At 74.4% G+C, this 21,084-nt stretch carries 22 protein-coding genes; 17 read left to right on the top strand and 5 right to left on the bottom strand.

The window, feature by feature from the left end:
- Window positions 1-30: 30 nt before the first annotated feature.
- From ACP6CK_RS13900 to ACP6CK_RS13880, 5 genes are all read left to right on the top strand, one after another.
- Window positions 31-648, top strand: a complete 618-nt coding sequence (locus ACP6CK_RS13900) for a chemotaxis protein CheB (protein ID WP_426959623.1) — start codon at window positions 31-33, stop codon at window positions 646-648.
- A 138-nt stretch (window positions 649-786) separates the two neighbouring features.
- Window positions 787-1,386 (top strand): transposase, encoded by a 600-nt coding sequence (locus tag ACP6CK_RS13895; RefSeq protein WP_426959621.1) that lies wholly within the window; start codon window positions 787-789, stop codon window positions 1,384-1,386.
- Between the two features lie 66 nt (window positions 1,387-1,452).
- The gene (locus ACP6CK_RS13890) at window positions 1,453-2,556 is read left to right on the top strand and encodes a 4-oxalomesaconate tautomerase (RefSeq protein ID WP_426959620.1); all 1,104 of its coding nucleotides are present in this window, start codon (window positions 1,453-1,455) and stop codon (window positions 2,554-2,556) included.
- 196 nt (window positions 2,557-2,752) lie between these two features.
- Window positions 2,753-3,772 carry a Bug family tripartite tricarboxylate transporter substrate binding protein gene (locus ACP6CK_RS13885; protein WP_426959619.1) on the top strand — a complete coding sequence of 340 codons (1,020 nt, stop codon included), beginning with the start codon at window positions 2,753-2,755 and terminating at the stop codon, window positions 3,770-3,772.
- A complete protein-coding gene (locus ACP6CK_RS13880; protein ID WP_426959617.1) occupies window positions 3,772-4,236 on the top strand; it encodes a hypothetical protein in 465 nt (154 codons plus the stop codon). Before ACP6CK_RS13885 ends, ACP6CK_RS13880 begins: the two co-directional genes overlap by 1 nt.
- A 7-nt stretch (window positions 4,237-4,243) precedes the next feature.
- Here ACP6CK_RS13880 and ACP6CK_RS13875 read toward each other — a convergent pair whose 3' ends face one another.
- Both ACP6CK_RS13875 and ACP6CK_RS13870 read right to left on the bottom strand, forming a co-directional pair.
- On the bottom strand, window positions 4,244-4,984 hold the full coding sequence (locus ACP6CK_RS13875) for an SDR family NAD(P)-dependent oxidoreductase (RefSeq protein WP_426959615.1): 741 nt from the start codon (window positions 4,982-4,984) through the stop codon (window positions 4,244-4,246).
- Window positions 4,981-6,252, bottom strand: coding sequence for a family 1 glycosylhydrolase (locus ACP6CK_RS13870; RefSeq protein ID WP_426959614.1), 1,272 nt, complete (start codon window positions 6,250-6,252; stop codon window positions 4,981-4,983). Before ACP6CK_RS13870 ends, ACP6CK_RS13875 begins: the two co-directional genes overlap by 4 nt.
- Window positions 6,253-6,370: 118 nt before the next feature.
- Between ACP6CK_RS13870 and ACP6CK_RS13865 the strand changes: the two genes are divergently transcribed.
- Entirely contained in the window at window positions 6,371-7,423 is a 1,053-nt protein-coding gene (locus ACP6CK_RS13865) for an esterase (RefSeq protein WP_426959612.1), read from the top strand.
- Between the two features lie 190 nt (window positions 7,424-7,613).
- Window positions 7,614-8,153, top strand: coding sequence for a hypothetical protein (locus ACP6CK_RS13860; protein ID WP_426959611.1), 540 nt, complete (start codon window positions 7,614-7,616; stop codon window positions 8,151-8,153).
- Here the strand turns inward: ACP6CK_RS13860 and ACP6CK_RS13855 are convergent.
- Together ACP6CK_RS13855 and cysQ are read right to left on the bottom strand one after the other, a co-directional pair.
- Window positions 8,142-9,134 carry an L-threonylcarbamoyladenylate synthase gene (locus tag ACP6CK_RS13855; RefSeq protein WP_426959610.1) on the bottom strand — a complete coding sequence of 331 codons (993 nt, stop codon included), beginning with the start codon at window positions 9,132-9,134 and terminating at the stop codon, window positions 8,142-8,144. The genes ACP6CK_RS13860 and ACP6CK_RS13855 overlap by 12 nt on opposite strands.
- A complete protein-coding gene (cysQ, locus tag ACP6CK_RS13850; protein ID WP_426959609.1) occupies window positions 9,131-9,922 on the bottom strand; it encodes a 3'(2'),5'-bisphosphate nucleotidase CysQ in 792 nt (263 codons plus the stop codon). Before cysQ ends, ACP6CK_RS13855 begins: the two co-directional genes overlap by 4 nt.
- Before the next feature lie 108 nt (window positions 9,923-10,030).
- Between cysQ and ACP6CK_RS13845 the strand changes: the two genes are divergently transcribed.
- Entirely contained in the window at window positions 10,031-11,719 is a 1,689-nt protein-coding gene (locus ACP6CK_RS13845) for a leucyl aminopeptidase (protein ID WP_426959608.1), read from the top strand.
- A gap of 36 nt (window positions 11,720-11,755) precedes the next feature.
- Window positions 11,756-13,204, top strand: a complete 1,449-nt coding sequence (locus ACP6CK_RS13840; protein WP_426959607.1) for a leucyl aminopeptidase family protein — start codon at window positions 11,756-11,758, stop codon at window positions 13,202-13,204.
- Window positions 13,205-13,401: 197 nt separating this feature from the next.
- On the opposite strand, the gene ACP6CK_RS13835 is transcribed toward ACP6CK_RS13840, so the two are convergent.
- On the bottom strand, window positions 13,402-14,721 hold the full coding sequence (locus tag ACP6CK_RS13835; protein ID WP_426959606.1) for a hemolysin family protein: 1,320 nt from the start codon (window positions 14,719-14,721) through the stop codon (window positions 13,402-13,404).
- 181 nt (window positions 14,722-14,902) lie between these two features.
- Here ACP6CK_RS13835 and ACP6CK_RS13830 point away from each other — a divergent pair, with 181 nt between their 5' ends.
- The 8 genes from ACP6CK_RS13830 to chrA all read left to right on the top strand — a co-directional run bounded on the left by ACP6CK_RS13830 (window position 14,903) and on the right by chrA (window position 21,003).
- Entirely contained in the window at window positions 14,903-15,769 is an 867-nt protein-coding gene (locus tag ACP6CK_RS13830; protein WP_426959604.1) for a S1C family serine protease, read from the top strand.
- The gene (locus ACP6CK_RS13825; RefSeq protein ID WP_426959603.1) at window positions 15,766-16,146 is read left to right on the top strand and encodes a response regulator transcription factor; all 381 of its coding nucleotides are present in this window, start codon (window positions 15,766-15,768) and stop codon (window positions 16,144-16,146) included. The genes ACP6CK_RS13830 and ACP6CK_RS13825 overlap by 4 nt, the downstream gene beginning before the upstream one ends.
- On the top strand, window positions 16,143-16,619 hold the full coding sequence (locus ACP6CK_RS13820; protein ID WP_426959602.1) for a hypothetical protein: 477 nt from the start codon (window positions 16,143-16,145) through the stop codon (window positions 16,617-16,619). Before ACP6CK_RS13825 ends, ACP6CK_RS13820 begins: the two co-directional genes overlap by 4 nt.
- Before the next feature lie 21 nt (window positions 16,620-16,640).
- On the top strand, window positions 16,641-17,594 hold the full coding sequence (locus ACP6CK_RS13815) for a S1C family serine protease (protein ID WP_426959601.1): 954 nt from the start codon (window positions 16,641-16,643) through the stop codon (window positions 17,592-17,594).
- A gap of 74 nt (window positions 17,595-17,668) precedes the next feature.
- Window positions 17,669-18,262, top strand: coding sequence for a hypothetical protein (locus ACP6CK_RS13810; RefSeq protein ID WP_426959600.1), 594 nt, complete (start codon window positions 17,669-17,671; stop codon window positions 18,260-18,262).
- Window positions 18,263-18,271: 9 nt separating this feature from the next.
- Window positions 18,272-18,721, top strand: a complete 450-nt coding sequence (locus ACP6CK_RS13805; protein ID WP_426959598.1) for a DNA polymerase III subunit chi — start codon at window positions 18,272-18,274, stop codon at window positions 18,719-18,721.
- A 117-nt stretch (window positions 18,722-18,838) separates the two neighbouring features.
- Entirely contained in the window at window positions 18,839-19,660 is an 822-nt protein-coding gene (locus ACP6CK_RS13800) for a chromate resistance protein ChrB domain-containing protein (RefSeq protein ID WP_426959597.1), read from the top strand.
- On the top strand, window positions 19,657-21,003 hold the full coding sequence (gene chrA / locus ACP6CK_RS13795) for a chromate efflux transporter (RefSeq protein ID WP_426959596.1): 1,347 nt from the start codon (window positions 19,657-19,659) through the stop codon (window positions 21,001-21,003). The genes ACP6CK_RS13800 and chrA overlap by 4 nt, the downstream gene beginning before the upstream one ends.
- Window positions 21,004-21,084 lie beyond the last annotated feature (81 nt).

Here is a 21,084-nt window from a genome sequence, read left to right as displayed (position 1 = left end):
CGTCCCTGATCTGTGTTAGATATCGAACGGATGTCCGGTCTTCGAAGCGTCTCCGCGGCCGATCCCGCCTTCACCCCTTTTGAGCTGGTCGCCATCGGTTGCTCGGCGGGCGGGCTCGCACCGCTCTCGACCCTGCTTTCAAGCCTTTCGCGGGATTTCCCCATCCCGGTCGTCGTGGTGCAGCACCTCAGCGCCACCCTGCCGAGCCAGCTTCCGGAGGTCCTGAACTTCCGCTCGGCCCTGCCCTGCCGCTGGGCCGAGCCCGGGGAGCGCCCCCGTCGCGGCACCGTTCTCGTCGCACCGCCAGGAACGAACCTCGTCCTGGCGGAGAACGGAAGCCTCGCCCGGCAACCCGGCCCCAAGCCGCGGCTCGGCTGGCCCTCCGTGGACCTGTTCCTGGAAAGCGCGGCGCGGGCCCTGGGACCGCGGGCCATCGCGATCGTGCTCAGTGGCATGATGCACGACGGTGCGAAGGGCATCGCGGCCGTGCGCCGCGCCGGCGGGGCGACGATGGTGCAGCACCCGCGCAGCGCCCAGTTCCCGGAGATGCCCAGCGCCGCCGTCGACCTCGGCCGCGCCGACCTCTTGATGCCGCCCGCCACCATCGCGCTGGCCCTCGACATCCTGGGCGAGGCGGGCGTCCGCTAGACCGGCGGCCCGCCGCCCGGTCGCCCGCCCGCCCCGTCGGCAGCGAGGAGGGGAGGGGTGGCAGGACTGTTCGCACACAGGCGCCACGGACCCCGCCAGCTTGACCATGAGATAGAATTCCTATAACCGTTCCGGGTCATGCCGCTCCCGCCCACCCATCCCAGCCGGCCCACCCACACCCCCCTCACAGACGACGCCTGGCTCGCCCTCCTCCCCCACATCCTCCCGCGCTCCCCACAGGGCCGCCGCGTCGCCGACCTCCGCCGCCGCATGGACGGCATCCTCTGGCTCGGCATGTCCCGCGGCGCCCCCTGGAAGGACCTGCCCGAACGCTTCGGCAAGCCCGACACCGTCGCCCGCTTCTTCCGCCGCCTCACCCACGCCGGCCTCTGGCACCGCCTCCTCCATGAAATCTCGGAGGCCGGCCCCAGGCACCCGCTGAAGGGGATCGCCCCCATGATCCTGCGCGCCACCCGCCGTGCCGCGCGCCTCGGCGGCATGCGCCTGCTCCTCCTCATCCGGCAGCTGGACCTGCGGGAAGCCCTGAACGGCCCGCCCTGGCTCCTCCCCGATCCGCTTTTGTCCGAAATGCTCCGCCGTGCCCCGCTCCCCCGCCCGCCGCGCGACAAGGCGGAACAACTCGCCGCACTGACCCACCTGAAAACCCTGAAAGCCCTCCTGAAGACCGCCGCCGGCCGCGCCCGCCTCTCCCGCGCCATGCGCCTCGCCTGGATATGAGGCCCAACGGCCGCTTCGCACGCCCGACCCACGGGCGTATGACGCGCCGGAGCCGGAGGACCCCCCATGCAGACCCGCATCCCCTGCGTGATGATGCGCGGCGGCACCAGCCGCGGCCCCTACTTCCTCGCCACCGACCTGCCGGAAGATCCCGCCACGCGGGACGCCGTGCTCCTGGCCGCCATGGGCTCCCCCCACCGCCTCCAGGTGGACGGCATCGGCGGCGGCGACACGCTGACCAGCAAGGTCGCCATCGTCTCCCGCTCCACCGAACCGGGCGTGGACGTGAACTACCTCTTCGCCCAGGTCTCCGTGGACAAGGCGATCGTGGACACCCGCCCCAACTGCGGGAACATGCTCTCCGGCGTCGGCCCCTTCGCGGTGGAGGCCGGGATCGTCCCCGCGCGGGACGGCACCACCCCCGTCGTCATCCGCAACCAGAACACCGGCGCCCTGGTGGAAGCCGTCGTCCAGACCCCCGGCGGAGAGGTCACCTACGAGGGCGAGGCGAGCATCCCCGGCGTCGCCGGCACCGCCGCCCCGGTCATCCTCAAGTTCCGGGACATCATGGGCGGCAAGTGCGGCGCCCTCTTCCCCACCGGCAACGTGGCCGACGAGATCCAGGGCGTCCGCGCCACCCTCATCGACTGCGCCATGCCCGTGATGATCGTGGAAGCCGCGGCCCTCGGCGCCTCCGCCCTCTCCCCGCCCGCGGAGATCGAGGCGGACCCCGTCCTCATGGCCCGCATCGAATCCCTGCGCGTGGAAGCCGGGATGCGCATGAACCTCGGCGACGTGCGGGACAGCGTCATCCCCAAGCCCGTCCTCGTCGGCCCCTCGCCGGAAGCGGCTGATCTCGCCGCCCGCTACCTCACCCCCCATGCCGTCCACAAGGCGATGGCGGTCACCGGCGGCATCGCCATCGCCGTCGCCTCCCGCACCCCGGGCACCGTCGCCCACGCCGTCACCACCGTCCACACGGCCGACGACACCGCCCGCATCGCCCACCCCTCCGGCGTGATCGAGATCGCCCTCGGCATGAAGGAGAACGGCGTCGAATGGGCCGGCGTCCTCCGCACCGCCCGCCGCATCTTCGAGGGCAACCTCCTCGTCCCCGCCCGCATCTGGTCCGGCCACCAGGCCGCCCCCCTCGCGGCCGCCGCCGAATGACCGGGAGGCGCCGCCTCCCGGACCCTCCGCCGGGGGCCGGACGCGGCCCCCGGACCCCGCGATCGGTTTTCGGCATGCCTCCGCTGAACGCGGGTCCAGGGGGCGCGTTCGCCCCCTGGCGGATGGGGACCGGGGAAGGCGGAGCCTTCCCCGGCGCCGCCCTTCCAGGCCCGGGCCGGGCCGGGGACCCGCCCGCATGACGAACACCACCCCGCAGACCGGCGCCACGAAGAAGGGTCACACGATGCTCACCCGCCGCCACCTCCTCGCCACCCCCGCCGCCCTCGCCGTCGCCGGCACGGCGTCCGCGCAGGACGCGAACTTCCCCAACCGCTCCCTTCGCATGCTCGTCGCCTACGCGCCGGGCGGCGGCACCGACCTCGTCGCCCGCACCCTCGCGCAGCGTCTGGGCACCGTGCTCGGCCAGCCCTGCGTGGTGGACAACCGCCCCGGCGCCGGCGGCAACATCGCGACGGACGAGGCCGCCCGCTCCCGCCCCGACGGCTACACCCTCCTCATGGGCAACCAGGGCCCCATGGCGGTGAACCCCAGCCTCTTCCGCAACATGCGGAACGACCCCGCGACCACCCTGGACCCCGTCGCCCTCGTCGCCGACGCGCCGCTCCTCCTCGTCGCCGGCCCCAAGTCCCGCGCCAACACCACCCAGGAACTGCTGGACGAGATCAAGGCCGCCAACGGCAACCTCACCTACGGCAGCGCCTCCAACGGCTCCGCCTCCCACCTCGCCGCCGCCCTCATGCTCCAGACCGCGAACCTGGAGGCGGTGCACGTCCCCTTCCGCGGCGCCGGCCCCGCCCTGACCGACGTCGTCTCGGGCAACCTGTCCTTCATGATCACGACGCTCCCCAGCGTCATGGGCCTCGTGCAGGGCGGCAGCCTCCGCGCCATCGCGACGACCGGCGCGCAGCGCTCCCCCACCCTCCCGAACGTGCCGACGATCGGGGAGACGCTCCAGGGCTACACCGCCTCCGCCTGGTACGGGATCATGGTCCCCAAGGGCACGCCCGAGCCCATCCGCGCGAAGCTCGAGGCCGCGATCATGGAGAGCGTCACCAACCCCGAGGTCGCCGTCCGCCTGCGCGAGGACGGCGCCGAGCCCGCCCGCATGAACGGGCGCGACTTCGGCGCCTACATCGCCCGGGAACGCACCCGCTGGGCCGAGGTCATCCGCCGCGGCGCCATCCAGGTGGACTGATGCCCGATCAGGGATCCGCGTCCGGCCTCACGCCGCTGGACGCCTTCCCGCTGCGGTGGCGCTGGACCGACCCGCGCCACCGCCTCCTGAACGCCGCCGACCTCCAGCGCATCCGCCCGCTCACCGCGGCCCATGCCCGCGCGGTGGAGACCGCCTGGCGGGCGCGCTGGCCCACCGCCCACCTCTTCCCCACCCGGCAGGATGCGAACACCCTGCCGGCGGCCGACCTGGACGAGGACACCGTCCGAACCTGGCTCCGCGCCCGCCTGCCGCCCGCGGCGCCGATCCACGTCTCCTGGACGCAGGGTTGGGCCGTGCTGACCGACACCGACCTCTTCACCACCCACTGGCCGAGCTTCTGCTACCCCTCCTCCGACGACGCGGTGATCGCCCCGCCCGACCTCGCCTGGGCCCTGACCTTCCATCACGAGGAGGCCTTCCACCTCCTCCCGCCGACGCCGTGATCCGCCCTCACAGCTTGGCCAGCCGTCCCCCATCGACCGCCAGCGACGCCCCGGTGACGAAGCGCGCCTCCGGCGCCGCCAGGAAGGCGATCGCCGCCGCCACCTCCTCGGGCTTGCCGACATCGGCCGGGTCCAGCCGCTCCGCGCCGGACTTCAGGTTCGGGTTGCTCCACAGCATCGGCGTGTCCACCGCGCCGGGCAGCACCGCGTTGGCCCGGATGCCCAGCGCCTTCCCCTCGATCGACGCGGAGCGAGTGAGGGAGAGCATCGCCGCCTTCGCCGCCGCATAGGGCGCGACCAGCGGCGTGGTCATCGCCGCGTGCACCGAGGCGACGTTCACGATCGCCCCGCCCTCCTTCATGTGCAGGAAGGCCTGCCGCGTGAAGTGAACGGCCCCCATCAGGTCCACGCCCAGCACCTGCTGCCACTCCGCGCCGCTGTAGTCCTGCAGCGGCTTGAACAGCATCATCCCCGCGTTGTTCACCACCGCGTCCAGCCGCCCCCATGCCGCCACCACGGCGGCGGTCGTGGTCTCCACCGCGGCCTCGTCCGACACGTCGCAGACGAAGCCGCGGCCGACGGCACCCTGGGCGCGCAGCGCGTCCTCGACCGCGGAGAGGGTGTCGCCGCCGCGGCCGATCAGCGCGACCTTCGCGCCCTCCGTCCCCAGCCGCAGCGCGGTCGCCATGCCGATCCCGCCGGCCGCGCCGGTCACGATCGCGACCAGCCCCTCGAAGCGCCCGTTCACGACACCGCCTCCGGCCGCAGCGGCGCGAGGGGAAGCTGCAGGCACAGGCTCCGCGCCGGCAGCACATCGCGCCACTGCGAGATCAGGCGCTTGTAGTGCACGCCGACAGGCCGGATCTGCCGGTCCATGTCGTACAGCCCCACCGGGTTCACGCGCCCGTTGTTCTCCCGCAGCGCCGTGTCCCAATCCACCTGATCGGTGAGCGAGTACCAGGTGAAGCCGAGCACCGGCAGCCGCTGCTCCCACAGCAGCATGAGGTTCGTCCACTGCTTCCAGAGCCAGGCCACGGCGCTGCCCTGCTCGTCGTCGCGCAGGTTCGTCTCGGTGTGCATGATCGGCAATCCGTAGCGGGAGTGGTACTGCTCGATGATGGTGGCGTAGCCGTAGACGTCGCCCGGCGACGACATGTGCCCGCCCTCGTAAATCAGGTGCTCGTTCGTGACGTAGTAGTCGGTGCCGAGCACGCAGTGGCGCTTGAGGTCGGTGCGGCGGAACGCCGCGTACTCCTCCCGCGTCAGGCCGTTGTCCATCAGGTACTCGTAGACCGGCGCTTCCACCGGGTGGCCGTAATTCAGGTCCAGCGTCAGGAAGCGCTCCGCGTTGCGCCAGCGCGCCTCCGCCCAGGTGGCGGGGGAGGCGGCGTGGTACTGCTCGGCGGATTCGCTCTGGATGAAGATCGCGTCGGGCCGAACCGGCAGGATGGCCCGCATCGCCGTCTGGTTCGCGGAGACGAGGTGCTTCAGCGCGGTGATGAAGCTCCGGTCGCTGGACAGGGATTCGTTCCACCACCCATAGCGCGCGGAGAAGAGTGCGCAGATGTACATCTCGTTGACCGGCGTATAGAGCTGCACCCAGGGGAAGCGTTGCGCGAAGGCCGCCGCATAGTCGCCGAACAGCTTCGGGAAATCCGGGTTCTGGAAATCCCCGATCCAGTCCGGCACGCCGAAATGGCAGAGATCCACGATCGGATAGATGCGGAGCTTCCGCAGCGCCGCCATCGTCTCGTCCGCGAAGGCCCAGTCGTAGTTCCCCGGCCCGCGCCAGGTCGTGTGCAGCGGCGGGCCGAAGCGCAGGAACTCGCAGCCGAGGTCGCGCACCAGCGCGAAGTCCTCGGCCCAGCGGCGGTCGAAGCCGCTCGCCCGCATCTGGTCCACGCGCCGGCCGGCGACGACGGGATTGCTGTTCTCGATCCCCGTCGCGAACATGAAGGACGGCACGGCCGAGCCCCAGAAGGGCGACCGTCCCGCATCGGTCGGGTTCTCCGACATGGCTTCCCTCCGGACACCAGCGGATGAAGCGCGGGCGGTAGCGGACGGGTTGCAGGGGGCGCGCGGCTTCCGGCACGCTGGGGCCCTCCCGGCAGACGACCGGGTCGAGGAAATCGCCATGCCCCACCCGCTCCGCGCCGCGGCGCTTGCCGCCGCGCTTGTCCTGCCGGCCCTGGCCGAGGCGCAGACCTCGCCCCAGCCCGCGGCCCGGCCGCCCGTCACCCTTCAGGACTGGGGTTCCTTCCATGTCGGCGGGCGGGAGGTGGTGATCTCCGGCCAGCCGGTGCGGGAAGTGCTCTTCTCCCCCGGCGGCGTGCCGGCGCGGGTGGACCCGAACGGCACCTACATGATGGGCGGGATGTACGCGCAGTACATGATCCCCAGCCCGCAGCGCGGCAGCGTGCCGATGCTGATGTGGCACGGCGGCGGCCTGACCGGCGTGACCTGGGAGACGACGCCGGACGGCCGCCCGGGCTGGCAGAGCTTCTTCCTGCGCCAGGGCTGGCACACGATCGTGTCGGACGCCGTGGAGCGGGGGCGCGCGGGCTGGACGATGATCCCCGACCAGACCGGCGGCCAGCCGGTCTTCCTGACGCTCGACAATCCCTGGGAGCGCTTCCGCATCGGCGAGGGGCCGGGGTCTTTCCAGCGCGGCACGACCTATCCCGGCGTACAGTTCCCGACGGACCGGGAGAGCTACCGCAACTTCGTCCGCCAGAATGTCCCGCGCTTCACCACCACGGACGAGCTGACGCTGGAGGCGTATCTCGCGCTGCTCGATCGCGTGGGACCTTCGGTGGTGGTCGCGCATTCCCAGGCCGGGCTCTTCGGCTGGCGCGCGGCGCAGGAGCGGCCCGACCGGGTGCGCGCGCTGGTGTTGGTGGAGCCGGCCGCGGTGGGCGATCCCGCCAAGGTCGCGGCGCTGCGGAACATCCCGGTCCTGATGATCTACGGCGACAACATCGCGACCGACCCGCGCTGGCCGACCATCCGCGGCAACGGCGTGCGCTTCGCCGAGGCGGTGCGCGCGGCCGGCGGCAGCGTGGACGTGGTGGACCTGCCGGAGCGGGGCATCCGCGGCAACAGCCACATGGTGATGATGGACCGGAACTCGGACGAAGTGGCTCAGCTCGTGCAGGATTGGCTGGCGGCGCGGGGGCTGTGGCGGTAGGCGGGGTGGGCGGGCCGGAGCCGATGGGCGTGCGCCCGGTTCCGGTCGCCCTCCCCGGTCGCCCCCCGTCCCGACCGGGCCCCGGGCCGCGACCCCGCCGGCGATGACAGCCTGGCGACCGCGCGGTTCGCGCGGTTGCGGAGGCGCCCGCCGGCCCTAAGCTGGCGGCGTCCAGGCCATCCGGGACCCCATGCCCTTCGCCAAGCCGATGCTCGCCGTCCCCGCCCTCCTCGTCGCCGCGGCGGTCGCGGCGCAGGAGCCCGTCTCGACGGCGCGGATGGACGATCAAGGCGTCTTCTGGTCCTACGAGGCGGGCATCACCCGGCCCTCCGAGCCCGGCTACCTCCGCCTGAGCGCGACGATCGAGGCGCCCGGCCCGTCCCAGGACGCGATCATCCAGCTGAGCTGCGCGGCCGGGACGGGGCGGCAGGTCCGGCTGATCCTGCCGGGCTGGCGGTTCGTGGTCGGCGCGCCGCACAGGCTGGAGGCGCGCCTGGACCTTGAGGAGCCTTTCGAGGTGGTCGCGGTCGGCGAGCTCGGGATGGACGGCGCGGCGATCGTCGATCCGGAGCGCGGCAGCGCCGAGCTGATCCGGGGCCTCCTCTTCGCGCGGGAGAGGATCGTGCTGCGCGGGCCGGACGGCCCGGAGATAGCCTTCCCGATGGGCACGGAGCGGCCCGAGGCGGACGAGGCGATGCAGCGCTGCGAGGCGCTGCTGTCAGGCCGCTGAGCCGGCCCCGTCCCGCGGCGCCGCGGCGCGCGCCAGCCGGTCATTGATCGCCTCGCCCAGCCCGGTCACCGGCACGGGCATGGCGGCGATCCCGCGCAACCCGCGCCGGGCGCCCTCCGCGTCCAGCCAGCGCAGGCCGGAGAAGAGACGGGACGCGGCCTCGGTGCAGTCGCCGGCCTCGGACAGGTTCCACACGACCCCGGCGCCGGACAGGGGCGGACCGAAGGCGAGCAGCGCCTCGTCCGCACACACCGTGACAGCGTCCAGCCGCACGGGCAGCGACGGCGCGTAGTGGGACAGCATCATGCCGGGGGAGCGGAGCGTCTCCGACGCGCGTCCGGCGGCAACCGGGATGGGGCGGCCGACCGGGCCGACCACCGCCTCGATCACGGCTGTGTCCGCGCCACCGGGCCGCAGCAGCACGGGGGCGGCGCCGGTCAGGTCGAGCACGCTGCTCTCCACGCCCACGGCGCAGGGGCCGCCATCCAGCACCGCGGCGAGGCGGCCATCCAGGCCGTCCAGGACGTGCTCGGCCGTGGTGGGCGACACGCCGCCGGAGCGGTTGGCGGAGGGAGCGGCGACGGGGGTGCCCACCGCCTCGAGCAGCGCCAGGGCCAGGGGGTGGGCGGGCACCCGCACGGCCAGCGTGTCCAGCCCCGCCCCGGCCAGCAGGTCCACGCGGCAGGACGGGCGCCGCGGCAGGACGAGGGTCAGCGGCCCCGGCCAGAAGCGCGCCGCCAGGGCCCGGGCGCGGTCGTCTGCGAAGACCTCCTCGAAGGCCGCATCGGCGGTGGGGAGGTGGCAGATCAGCGGGTTGAAGTGGGGGCGGCCCTTCGCCTCGAAGACGGCGGCCACCGCGCGGCCGTTCCGGGCGTCGGCGCCGAGGCCGTAGACCGTCTCGGTCGGGAAGGCGACGAGATGCCCGTCCCGCAGCAGCGCCGCGGCGCGCCCGACCGCGTCCGGCGCCAGCCGCTCCGTCACCTGGCGGTGCCCTGGGCGTCACGCGCAGGCGCGCCCTGGGCCAGGAAGGGACCGTTCTCGAACAGGGGCTTGCCGTAGCGCAGCGGCGCGCCGTCGAAGGCGGCGACCCGGCCGCCGGCGGCCTCCAGCACGGCCTGGGGGGCGGCGGTGTCCCATTCCATCGTGCGGCCGAAGCGGGGGTAGAGATCCGCCGCCCCCTCTGCCAGCCGGCAGAACTTCACGGCCGAGCCGATCTTGTGGACCTCCGCGATCCGGCGTCCCTCCAGGAAGCGGTCGAGGCGCGGGTCGTCGGAATGGTGGCGCGATGCCAGCACGACCGCCCCGGCATCCGGCAGGCTCCGCGCGCGGATCGGGTGCTTTCCCGCCGCGTCCCGCTTCCAGGCGATGCCGGCGCGAGCGACGCCCGCGAAGATCTCCATCGTCGCCGGAATGGCCACGGCGCCGAGATAGGCGCGATCCCCCGCCACCAGCCCGACATTCACGGCGAAGCTGTCATGACCCGCGGCGAACTCCCGCGTTCCGTCCAGCGGGTCGACCAGCCAGTAGCGCTCCGCCAGGGAGACGGCGATGCCGGCGGCGACCTCTTCCTCCGCCACCACGGGGATGCCGGGGGTGGCGGCGCGCAGCCCCTCGACGATCAGCGCCTCGGCCACGCGGTCCGCCTCGGTCACGGGGGAGTGATCGGTCTTGCGGTCCACGGCGAAGCCGGTGGCGCGGATCGCGTTGATGGCGTGGGCCGCCCGTTCGGCCAGGGTCGCGGCGAGGTCCAGCAGCTCTTCGTCGGTCATCGGACGGTCCTATCGCGCGGCGGCACGCGAGGACAGGCCCCGGGGGGCTGCGCTGGCGCGTCCCCGCACGGCTGCTATCTATTCAGAAACCACGGTACCGGACCGCTCATGCTCGACATCGCCTTCGCCAAGCCTGCCCTGCCCGCCGGCGGGGCGCTGGTCCTTCCGCTGACGGAGGAGGACCTGGGCGGCGCGCTTCCGGCGGAGTGGGACCGGCAGCTCGGCGGGCACCTCGCGCGCGGGCTGGCGGCGGCGGAGTTCAAGGGCAAGAAGGGGCAGGTGACGACGCTCTACGCGCCGGGCGGCGGGCTGTCGCGGCTGCTGCTGGTCGGGCTGGGCAAGCGGGCCGACCTGGACGCGAACGCCGCGGAGGCTGCGGCCGGGGCCGCCGTCGCGGCGCTGGGCAAGGAGTCCCAGGCCGCGCTCGATGCGCGCGCGGCCGGGGGGCGGGCGGCGGACTTCGCCATGGGCGCGGTGCTGCGCGCCTGGCGCTTCGATCGCTACCGCACGAAGGAGAAGGCGGAGGACAGGCCGCGCTTCGCCGCCCTGAAGATCCTCACCGACGATCCCGGCCAGGCGAAGGCCGACTGGGCGTCCCGCCGCGCCGTGGCGGAGGGCGTGTTCCTGGCACGCGAGCTGGTGAGCGAGCCGCCGAACGTGCTCAACCCGCCGGAATTCGCCGACCGCCTGCGCAAGCTGGAGAAGCTGGGCGTGGAGGTGGAGGTCTTCGGCACGAAGGACCTGGAGAAGCTCGGCTTCGGCGCGATGCTCGGCGTCGCGCAGGGCTCGGCGCAGCCGCCGCGCATGGTGGTGATGCGCTGGAACGGCACGGGCCTGAAGAACAAGGAGAGCAAGCCCGTCGCCTTCATCGGCAAGGGCGTGACCTTCGACACTGGCGGCATCTCCATCAAGCCCGCGGGCGGGATGGAGGACATGAAGTGGGACATGGCCGGCGCCGGCACGGTGGCGGGGCTGATGTGCGCGCTCGCCGGCCGCAAGGCGAAGGCGGATGTCGTCGGCATCGTCGGGCTGGTGGAGAACATGCCGTCGGGCACCGCGCAGCGGCCGGGCGACGTGGTCACCACCTATTCCGGCCAGACGGTGGAGGTGATCAACACGGACGCGGAGGGCCGCCTCGTCCTCGCGGATGTCATGTGGTACTGCAAGAAGCGCTTCGATCCCGCCTTCATGGTCGATCTCGCCACGCTGACCGGCGCGATCATCGTCGCGCTCGGGCATGAATACGCCGGCATGTTCTCGAACGACGACGGGCTGGCCGCGCGGATCGAGAATGCGGGCAAGGCGGTCGGCGAGCTCGCCTGGCGCATGCCGCTGGGTGACGCCTATGACCGCGGCATCCGCTCGGACATCGCGGACATGAAGAATGTCGGCGGGCGGCCGGGCGGTTCCATCACCGCCGCGCAGTTCATCCAGCGCTTCGTGGATGGCTGCCCCTGGGCGCATCTCGACATCGCCGGCACGGCCTGGAGCAGCAAGGATCAGCCGACCGTGCCGAAGGGCGCCACCGCCTGGGGCGTGCGGCTGCTGGACCGACTGGTGGCAGAACACCACGAGGGCACGACGCCCGCCCCGCAGCCCGCCGAGCCCGAGGTGGCGGCGGTGAGCGGCGCCGGCACCTCCGCCGCGATGCTGGCCGAGGGCACCGCCGCCTCCGCCCCTGTCCTGCCGCAGGCCGAGACGATCGACGTGTCGGAGGCGATCCCGCGCCCGACCGTGGAATCGCTGCCTGCGGTCAAGGCTGCCCGCCCCGCCCCCAAGCCGCCGCGCCGGCGGTGACGCCCCCGGTGCCCGCGTGACCCGGCCTTGGGCGAGTTGAGGCTCCGCCTCCGCGCCGAGACCGCGCCCGGCCTGCCGCGCGCGGTGCCGGTGACGGAGGGCGGCGCGGTGCCGGCGCCCCTGGCCACGGCCGCCGCGGCCGCGGGCTTCGGCGGCCGCGCCGGGGAGTGCCTTCGCCTGGTGGACCCGCCCGTCCTGCTGGCCGGCGTCGGCGCGCCGACCGCCGCGGCATTCGAGGCCGCCGGCGCCCTCATCGCCGCCGAGCTGTCGGACCAGCACCGCGCCGTGCTCGACGCCCGCGGCCGCCCGGCCTGGGCCGTCGCGGCGCTGGCGATGGGCGCGGGGATGCGGGCGCACCGCGTGGACCATCTCCGCGCCGCCCCCATGCCCGGGCTGCGCCGGCTGGACCTGTGGGTGGAGGCCCCGGACCTCGTCGCCCCCGCCCTCGCGCGGACGGAGGCGGCGCTGGCGGGCGCGTCCTTCGCCCGCGACCTCGCGGCCGAGCCCGCGAACCGCCTGACCCCGCCCGCCTTCGCGTCCCGCCTGCAACGGCTGGACCGGCACGGGCTGGAGGTGACGATCCACGGGCGCGGCTGGCTGCGGCGCCACGGCTACGGTGCGCTGCTGGCGGTCGGCAGCGGATCGGCGGAGCCGCCATGCCTCGCGGTGCTGCGCTGGCCCGGCACGGTGAAGGCGCCGCCTGTCGCCCTGGTCGGGAAGGGGATCACCTTCGACACCGGCGGCATCTCCATCAAGCCGGCCTCCGGGATGGAGGCGATGAAGGCCGACATGGCCGGCGCCGCCGCCTGCGCGGGCGCGATGCTCGCCCTCGCGCTGCGCCGCGCGCCCACCCCCGTGACCGCCGTGCTCGCGATCGCGGAGAACGCGACCGGCGCCGCCTCCTACCGCCCGTCGGACGTGATCCGCACGGCGTCCGGCCGCACGGTGGAGGTGGTGGACACGGACGCCGAGGGCCGCCTGGTGCTGGCCGACGCGCTGCATCATGCGCGCGGGCTGGAGCCGCGCGCGATCCTCGACCTGGCCACGCTGACCGGCAGCATCATCGCCGCGCTCGGCCACCAGCGCGCGGGGCTCTTCGGCAACGAGGCGGCCCGGACCGCCGGGCTGCGGGATGCGGTGCTGGCAGCGGGGGAGGCGGTGGGGGAGCCGCTCTGGCCCATGCCGATCGGGGACCGCCACCGCGCAGACCTGCGCAGCGACATCGCCGACCTGCGCCACTGCCTGCCGGCCGGGGGCGGGCAGGGCTGGGGCGGGCGCCTGATGCCGGACGCCGCCCATGCCGCGGCCTTCCTGCGGGAGTTCGCGGGCGAGAAGACTCCCTGGACGCATCTCGACATCGCCGGGATGGACCTGCGGGAGGAGGGGGTGGAGGCCGGTGCCTATCCCCTGCCGCCCGGCCCCTCCGGCTTCGGGGCGCGGCTGGTCGACCGGCTGGTGGCGGACCACTTCGACCCGAAGGGGTAGGGCCGGACCCGTGTGCTCCGGTGGCCCCGGGGGAGGGAGAAGGAATTCTCCCTCCCCCGGACCCCCATCCTCATCTTCTCTTGTCAGGCTGCCGCGGAAGGCGGAACGGCCCCGCCGTCCGCGGCAGCCCGATAGAAAGAGATGATGGGGGCCGGGAGAGAGAATTCCTTCTCTCCTCCGGAGTCATCCACGCTGCGCTAGGCCGCCCGGTGCATCCCCGTGCGCAGTCGGTCGGCCTCGGGGATGCGCGTCGCCAGGATCTTGTCGATCCGGTTGTGGTCGAGGTCCACGACCTCGAAGCGCCACTCGCCGATGTCGACGTGCTCGCCGACCCGGGGCAGGCGGCCGAGGCCCGCCAGGACATGCCCGGCCGTGGTCTGGTAGCTGCGCTCGGGGGGCAGGGGGACGCGCAGGTGCTCCGCCATCTCGTCGGCGGGCAGCCAGCCCGAGAGGAGCCAGGACCCGTCGTCGCGCCGGACCGCGCCCACGTCGTCCGAGGCGTCGAGGTCGGTGCGGAAGACGCCGGCGATGGTTTCCAGCAGGTCGGCCGGCGTCACCAGCCCCTCGAAATGGCCGTACTCGTCGTGGACGAGGAGCACGGGCACCTCCGCCGCGCGGAGCACGGCCATGGCGTCCAACGCGTCGGCGGTGTCGAGGATGACCGGCACCTGGTGCACGAAGGCGCGGATGTCGAGCGGCTGGCCCGACAGCGCGCGGGCCAGCACCTCCCGTGTCTGCACCACGCCGACCAGCGCCTCGGTCGAGCCCTCTCCGGCGGGGAGGCGGGAGTGGTTCGCGGTGGAGAGGATCTCGCGGATGCGGTCCTCGCTGGCGTTGAGGTCGATCCACTCCACCTCCGAGCGCGGCGTCATGATGCCGCGCACGGGGCGGTCGCCGAGGCGCATGACGCCGGAGATGAGGTGTCGCTCCTCGGTCGCGATGGTCCCGGAGCTCTCGGCATCGGCGACGAGGGAGCGGATCTCCTCGTCCGTGACCTTCGTCTCCTCCTCCGGCCCGACACCGAGGAGGCGGAAGACGAGGCGCGTGGAACTGTCGAGCGCCCAGACCACCGGCAAGGCGGCGCGCGACAGAAAGGCCATCAGCGGCGCGATGAAGCTCGCGAAGCCCTCCGGGTTCCGAAGTGCGAAGCGTTTCGGAACGAGCTCCCCGATGACGATGGAGAGGTAGGTCACGATCGCGATGACGACGCCGAAGCCGAGCGGATTGGCGATCCCGGGCCGCACCCCGAAGCCCTGGAGCCAGGCCGAGAGCCGCCCGCCCAGCGCCTCTCCGGAGAAGGCGCCCGCGAGGATGCCGACGAGGGTGATGCCGATCTGGACGGTGGAGAGGAAGCGGCCGGGATCCTCGCGCAGGGCCAGGGCAGCGCGCGCCCCGCCGCTGCCGGCCTCCGCCATGGCCTGAAGCCTCCCCGTGCGGGACGAGACGACGGCCAGCTCCGAGCAGGAGAAGACGCCGTTCAGCGCGATGAGGGCCAGGACGACGAGGATTTCGAGCATGGGACTCCCGGAACGCGGCCCGCCGCCGGCGGTGCGCCGGACCCGTCTCGGGCCGTCCGCGCGGAGCTATAGACGCCTGTGGTCCCTCCGTCATGCATCGGCGCGGGGCGCCCTGCCCATCCGGCCAGTGGGCGGGGGCGGGGCGGCGTCTCACATCAGGCGGACCATGCAGGACACGCCCATGACCGCCCTTGTTGATCTTTCCCGCGCCCTCTCCGCCGTTGTCGCCAGCGTCGCCCCCTCCCTCGTCGCGGTCGGGGCCGGGCGCAGCCGGGCCAGCGGCTTCGTCTGGAAGCCCGGGCTGGTCGTCACGGCCGACGAGGCGCTGGGCGAGGATGGCGAGGTGCACGCGACCCTGCCGGATGGCCGCGTGGTCGCCGCGCAGCGTGTGGGGCGCGATCCCTCCACGGACATCGCGCTGCTGCGCGTGCCGGAGCTGACGGCACCGCCGGTTGCCCTCGTCCCGGCCGATCCGGTGACGGGCGCGCTGGCGCTGGCCGTCGGCGCGCGGAATGCGCGTCCCGTCGCGGCGCTCGGCGTCGTGTCCCTCGTGGATGGTCCCTGGCGCAGCCTGCGCGGCGGGCGGATCGACGCGCTCATCCGCCTGGACCTGCGGCTGCCGGGTTCCAGCGAGGGCGGCCTGGCGCTGGACGCGGAGGGCCGCGCCTTCGGCATGACGGTGCTCGGTCCGCGCCGCCGCACGCTGGTGATCCCCGCCGCGACGATCGAGCGCATCGCGCCGCTGCTGGAGACGCGCGGCCGCGTGGCGCGCGGCTATCTCGGCCTCGGGATGCAGGCGGTGCCGCTGGATGGCGGCGGGACGGGGGTGATGGTGATGGGCGTGGACCCGAAGGGGCCGGGCGCCGCGGCGGGCATCCGCCAGGGCGACATCGTCACCGCCTGGAACGGCCAGCCCGTGGACGGCGTGCGCGGCCTGATCCGCGCCCTGGGCCCGGAGAGCGTCGGCACGGCGCTGACCCTCACGCTGCGCCGGGGCGGGGCGGAGCTGCAGGCGGCGGTGACGGTCGCGGAGCGCGCCGCGTCTTGAGCGGCGCGACCGAACCGGAGGACGGACCGGAACCCCTGACGATCGCCCTGGCGATCGAGGACGCGGCGCTGTCCGACCGCTTGGCCGCGATCCTGGCCGGCGTGCCGGGGCTGCGGCTCGTCGCTGCGGGCGCGCCGGCGGATGCGGTGCTGAACGCGGCCGCGCCCGCCGCGAGCGCCACGCTGCTCACGCCGCGGGAGATGGAGGTGCTGAACCTGCTGGCCGAGGGCGCGTCCAACAAGGCCATCGCGCGCAGCCTCGGCATCTCCGTGCACACGGCGAAGTTCCATGTCGGCTCCGTGCTGGACAAGCTGGACGCCACCGGCCGCACGGATGCGGTGGCGCACGCCGCGCGCCAGGGCGTGATCCACCTGTGACGCGGATCGCCGCCGTCACGCCGCGCGAGGGCTGGGGCCGCATCGGCATCCTGCCCGCCGCGGCGATGGCCGACCTGGACGCGATCCGCGACTGGGGTGCGGCCGCCGTGGTCACGCTGGTGGAGGCGGAGGAGCTGCAGCGCCTCGGCCTTCATGCGCTCGGCGACGGGGTGCGGGCGCGCGGGATGGACTGGCTGCACTGGCCCATCCCCGACTTCGGCATCCCGGATGCCGGTTTCGCCGCCGCATGGCCGTCGCACGCCGCCGCGCTGCGCGGCGTTCTGGAAGGCGGGCGAAACGTGCTGATCCACTGCCGCGGCGGCCTCGGCCGCTCCGGCATGATCGCGGCGCGGCTGCTCGTCGAATTCGGCGCCGATCCCGCCGACGCCATTCTCCGCGTGCGGGAGGCTCGCAGTCCCCACGCCATCGAGACCACCGCGCAGGAGGAGTGGGTCGCGGCCCGCCTCCGCTGAAGCGCCCCGCAGGACATGACCATGCTCGACACCCTCGACCGCCCCCCTCTTCCCGACGCCGATGAATCCCCGCTCGACGCCTATTCCCGCGCCGTGACGGCGGTGGTGGACCGCGTCGGCCCCGCCGTCGCGCGCGTGGAGCCGATGGCGCGCCGCGCCGGCATGGGCTCCGGCGTCGTCATCGCGGGGGATGGGCTCGTGCTCACCAACTCCCACGTCGTCGGCGGCGCGACCCGCGCTCGGCTGACCCTGCCGGACGGCGCCACGACCGAGGCGCGCGTGCTCGGCGACGATCCCGACACCGACCTCGCCCTGCTGCGGGCGGAGGGCGCGCGGTCGCTTCCCGCCGCGCGGCTCGGCGATTCCGGCGCGCTGCGGCGGGGGCAGCTCGTCGTCGCCATCGGCAACCCGCTGGGTTTCGAGTCCACGGTGACGGCGGGCGTGGTCTCCGCGCTCGGCCGCTCGCTGCGGTCGGGGTCCGGGCGGCTGGTGGATGACGTGATCCAGACGGACGCCGCGCTGAACCCCGGCAATTCCGGCGGGCCGCTGGTGGACTCGTCCGGCGCGGTGATCGGGATCAACACGGCGATGATCGGCGGCGCGCAGGGGATCTGCTTCGCGGTGTCGTCCAACACCGCGCTCTTCGTGCTCGGGCAGTTCATCGCGCATGGGCGCGTGCGCCGCGCCTCCATCGGCATCGCGGGCAGCACCGTGCCGGTGCCGCGCCGCCTGGCGCTGGCGGCCGGCGCCGGCCCGCGCGCCGTCCGGGTGGGGGAGGTGCAGTCCGGCAGCCCTGCCGAGGCGGCCGGCCTGCGGGAGGGCGACCTGCTCCTGGCGCTGGACGGCGCCCCGATCGGCGGCACGGACGACCTGCTGCGCGCCCTGACCGCGGACCGGATCGGCCGCGCGGCGACGCTCACGCTGCTGCGGGACGGCCGCGTCGAACGCCGGGATGTGATCCCGGCGGAGCGCTAGCCCCGCCCGGCGGAGCGGTAGCGCCGCCGCGGAACGGGTGTAGGCTCCGGCGCCCTCAGCCGGAGCCGACCCCCATGCCGTTCCGTCCCGCCCTTTCCCTGGCCCTTGCCGCCGCGCTGCTCGCCGTTCCTGCCCTGGCGCAGGTGAAGGGCGGCGGCCCGGCGCCCACGGCCCCGACCCCGGCCGCGCCGCCCGGCCCGACCCTGCCGAACGACCTCGTCTCCTGCACCCGGATCGAGGGGCAGAGCGCCGGTCCCAACACGATCGAGGCGGTCGGCTACCGCATGTCCATCCGCGACGGGCGGCTGGCCGTGGGGGTGCTGGACCTGCCGGGCAACCGCACCACGCGCACCGATTTCCACCCGCACCGCGAGCCGGGCGTCTCCGTCCGGCTGACCGCCTTCCCCCGCGCGAACAACAACCCTTCGGCGGGCTACAGCCTCGTCTTCAACCGCGCGGCGGTGGAGCCGGGCGGGACGGTGCTGGTGGAGACCTGGCTCGGCGGCACCGACCGGCCGGCCGACCCACCGGTGGTGAACTGGTACCGCGTCCGCTGCGACATGCCGGGCGGCGCCGCCCCGGCGCCCGGCCCGACCGCCACGCCCGGCGCGCCCCCCGGCGGCTTCACCGGGGCGCGCCCCGGCGCCAATGCCGGCCGCAAGGGCTGAGGGACCGGCGTGGCGGAGATCGGCTTCTACCACCTGACCCGGACGCCGCTGGAACTCGCCCTGCCGCGGCTGCTGGGGCGCGTGCTGGCCACCGGCGGCCGCGCCGTCATCCGCGTGCCCGATCCGGAGCGGCTGGCGGCGCTGGACGCCGCGCTCTGGCTCTGCCCCGACCCGGACTGGCTGCCGCACGGTACGCCGGCCGCCGGGGATGCCGACCTCCAGCCGATCTGGCTCACCACCGAGGACGACGCCCCGAACGGCGCCCGCCACCTCTTCCTCGCGGACGGGGCGGAGACGGAGCGCGCCGCCGCCTATGACCGCGTCTTCGACCTGTTCGACGGCAACGACGCCGCCTCCCTCCAGGCGGCGCGGGAGCGGTGGAGGCGCGCCCGCGCCGCCGGCCACGCCCTGACCTACTGGCAGCAGGGCCCGAACGGCTGGGCGAAGCGGGAGGCGTGACGCGCTTGACAGGTCCCGCCGCCCTCCGCAGCCTGGGCGGCAAGGGGATATCCGCGATCGCCCCGTGAGGCTCCGGCCGAAGAATCGCGTCCAGAACTCCCATCGGAGTGGACGCCCATGCCGGCTCCCGACACCATCACCGCCGCCCAGCTCGCGCGCCTGATCGGCACGCCCGACGCGCCCGCCCTCCTCGACGTCCGGACGGGGGAGGACTTCGCCGCCGACCCGCGCCTCCTGCCCGGGGCGCTGCGCCGGGACCCGCGGCAGGCGCCGGACTGGGCCGCGGAGTTCATCGGCCGTCCCGCCGTCCTCGTCTGCCAGCGGGGCCTGAAGCTCTCCCAGGGCGCGGCCGCCTGGCTGCGCCACGCGGGCGCCCCCGCCGAATCGCTGGAGGGCGGCTTCGAGGGGTGGGCGGCCGCCGGCCATCCCCTGGTGCGGACCGACCGCCTGCCGCCGCGCGACGGCCGCGGCCGCACCGTCTGGGTCACCCGCGCCCGGCCGAAGGTGGACCGGATCGCCTGCCCCTGGCTCATCCGCCGCTTCGTAGACCCCGGCGCCGTCTTCCTCTTCGTCGCGCCCTCCGAGGTGCTGGCGGTGGCCGATCGCTTCGGCGCCACCCCCTTCGACGTGGAGGCGGTGTTCTGGAGCCATCGCGGGGAGGGCTGCACCTTCGACACGATGCTCGACGAGCTCGGCCTCCGGACCGAGCCGCTGGACCGCCTGGCGAAGATCGTGCGCGGCGCCGACACCGCCCGCCCCGACCTCGCGCCCGAGGCGGCGGGGCTGCTCGCCGCCTCGCTCGGCCTGTCCCGCATGCACCGCGACGACCTCACGCAGCTGGAGGCCGGGATGGCCCTCTACGACGCCTTCTACCGCTGGGCCCGGGACGCCGTGGCCGAGACCCACAACTGGCCCGCCCCCGCCGGGCGCGCGGCATGACGCCGCCGGCCTTTCCCTCTTTCGCCGCGGCGCTGCGCGTCTGGTTCCGGATCGGGCTGCTGTCCTTCGGCGGCCCCGCCGGACAGATCGCGCTGCTCCACCGGGAGGTGGTGGAGGCCCGCCACTGGGTCGGGGAGCGCCGCTTCCTGCATGCCCTGAACTTCTGCACCCTCCTGCCGGGGCCGGAGGCGATGCAGCTCGCCACCTATCTCGGCTGGCTGATGCACGGGGTGCGGGGCGGGCTGGCGGCGGGGCTGCTCTTCGTCCTGCCGGGCGCCGCGGTGATGCTGGCGCTGACCCTCGTCTACGTGACGCTGGGTTCGGTGCCGCTGATCGCGGCGCTCTTCTTCGGGCTGAAATGCGCCGTGCTGGTCCTGGTGGTGGAGGCGCTGATCCGCATCGGCCGGCGGGCGCTGCACGGCACGGCCTCCTGGGTTCTGGCGGGGCTCGCCTTCCTCGCGCTCTTCGCCCTCGGCGTGCCCTTCCCGCTGGTCGTCCTCTCCGCGGCCCTCGTCGGGCTTGCCCTGCCGGGGGCCTTCACGCCGGCGGGCCACAGGGCGGCCGCGACGGACACCCCCGCCCTGCTCGACGCCTTGCTGGAGGCGGATCCCGGCCGCCCGGCGCGCCAGGCCCGGGCGGCGCGGGTGGCGGGGTTCGCGGCGATCACCCTCTGGCTCCTGCCCGTCGCGGCCCTTGTCGCGGCGGGGGCGGGGCGCTGGGCGGATATCGCGCTCTTCTTCTCGAAGATGGCGGTGGTGACGGTGGGCGGGGCCTATGCCGTGCTCGCCTATGTCGCGCAGGACGCGGTGCGGGACCTCGGCTGGCTGACGGCGCCGGAGATGCTGGCGGGACTGGGGCTGGCGGAGACCACGCCGGGGCCGCTCATCCTCGTCCTGCAATTCGTTGGCTTCCTCGCCGGGCAGGGCGCGCCGGGGGCGGTGACGGGCATCCCGGGCGGGGTGGCGGGGGCGGTGCTGACGCTCTGGGTGACCTTCGCGCCCTGCTTCGCCTTCATCTTCCTCGGCGCCCCGGCGGTGGAGCGGCTGCAAGGGAACCGCGCGCTTTCCGGCGCCCTGTCCGCGGTGACGGCGGCGGTGGTCGGGGTGATCGCGAACCTCGCGCTCTGGTTCGGCCTGCGCGTCCTGTTCCGGACGGTGCGGCCGGTCTTCGGCGCGCTGGAATGGCCGGTGCTGTCCAGCCTCGATCCGGCGGCGCTCGCCCTCGGCGTCCTGGCGGCGGTGCTGCTCTTCCGGCTGCGGCTCGGGGTGGTGCCGACCCTCGCGGCCACTGCCGCGGCCGGGCTGGCCCTGGGGCTCGCGGGAGCGCTGGCCGGCGGAGCGTGACCGGCCCTCATGACGATAAGATCACCGGGGCCGGGCTTGCTCCCTTCGCGCCAGCCCGCCACATCCGGCCTCCCGCCGACC

This window comes from Muricoccus radiodurans, from assembly GCF_050154705.1.
Taxonomy (GTDB): Bacteria; Pseudomonadota; Alphaproteobacteria; order Acetobacterales; family Acetobacteraceae; genus Roseomonas; species Roseomonas radiodurans.
The sequence above is the reverse complement of the archived record's forward strand: the minus strand, read 5'-3'. Positions and strand labels throughout refer to the sequence as shown.

Excerpts from the sequence above, each read along its gene's own strand:
- ACP6CK_RS13900 (WP_426959623.1), top strand. The coding sequence starts at position 31 with ATGTCCGGTCTTCGAAGCGTCTCCGCGGCCGATCCCGCCTTCACCCCT.
- ACP6CK_RS13895 (WP_426959621.1), top strand. The coding sequence starts at position 787 with ATGCCGCTCCCGCCCACCCATCCCAGCCGGCCCACCCACACCCCCCTC.
- ACP6CK_RS13890 (WP_426959620.1), top strand. The coding sequence starts at position 1,453 with ATGCAGACCCGCATCCCCTGCGTGATGATGCGCGGCGGCACCAGCCGC.
- ACP6CK_RS13885 (WP_426959619.1), top strand. The coding sequence starts at position 2,753 with ATGACGAACACCACCCCGCAGACCGGCGCCACGAAGAAGGGTCACACG.
- ACP6CK_RS13880 (WP_426959617.1), top strand. The coding sequence starts at position 3,772 with ATGCCCGATCAGGGATCCGCGTCCGGCCTCACGCCGCTGGACGCCTTC.
- ACP6CK_RS13870 (WP_426959614.1), bottom strand. The coding sequence starts at position 6,252 with ATGTCGGAGAACCCGACCGATGCGGGACGGTCGCCCTTCTGGGGCTCG.
- ACP6CK_RS13865 (WP_426959612.1), top strand. The coding sequence starts at position 6,371 with ATGCCCCACCCGCTCCGCGCCGCGGCGCTTGCCGCCGCGCTTGTCCTG.
- ACP6CK_RS13860 (WP_426959611.1), top strand. The coding sequence starts at position 7,614 with ATGCCCTTCGCCAAGCCGATGCTCGCCGTCCCCGCCCTCCTCGTCGCC.
- cysQ (WP_426959609.1), bottom strand. The coding sequence starts at position 9,922 with ATGACCGACGAAGAGCTGCTGGACCTCGCCGCGACCCTGGCCGAACGG.
- ACP6CK_RS13845 (WP_426959608.1), top strand. The coding sequence starts at position 10,031 with ATGCTCGACATCGCCTTCGCCAAGCCTGCCCTGCCCGCCGGCGGGGCG.
- ACP6CK_RS13835 (WP_426959606.1), bottom strand. The coding sequence starts at position 14,721 with ATGCTCGAAATCCTCGTCGTCCTGGCCCTCATCGCGCTGAACGGCGTC.
- ACP6CK_RS13830 (WP_426959604.1), top strand. The coding sequence starts at position 14,903 with ATGACCGCCCTTGTTGATCTTTCCCGCGCCCTCTCCGCCGTTGTCGCC.
- ACP6CK_RS13815 (WP_426959601.1), top strand. The coding sequence starts at position 16,641 with ATGCTCGACACCCTCGACCGCCCCCCTCTTCCCGACGCCGATGAATCC.
- ACP6CK_RS13810 (WP_426959600.1), top strand. The coding sequence starts at position 17,669 with ATGCCGTTCCGTCCCGCCCTTTCCCTGGCCCTTGCCGCCGCGCTGCTC.
- ACP6CK_RS13800 (WP_426959597.1), top strand. The coding sequence starts at position 18,839 with ATGCCGGCTCCCGACACCATCACCGCCGCCCAGCTCGCGCGCCTGATC.
- chrA (WP_426959596.1), top strand. The coding sequence starts at position 19,657 with ATGACGCCGCCGGCCTTTCCCTCTTTCGCCGCGGCGCTGCGCGTCTGG.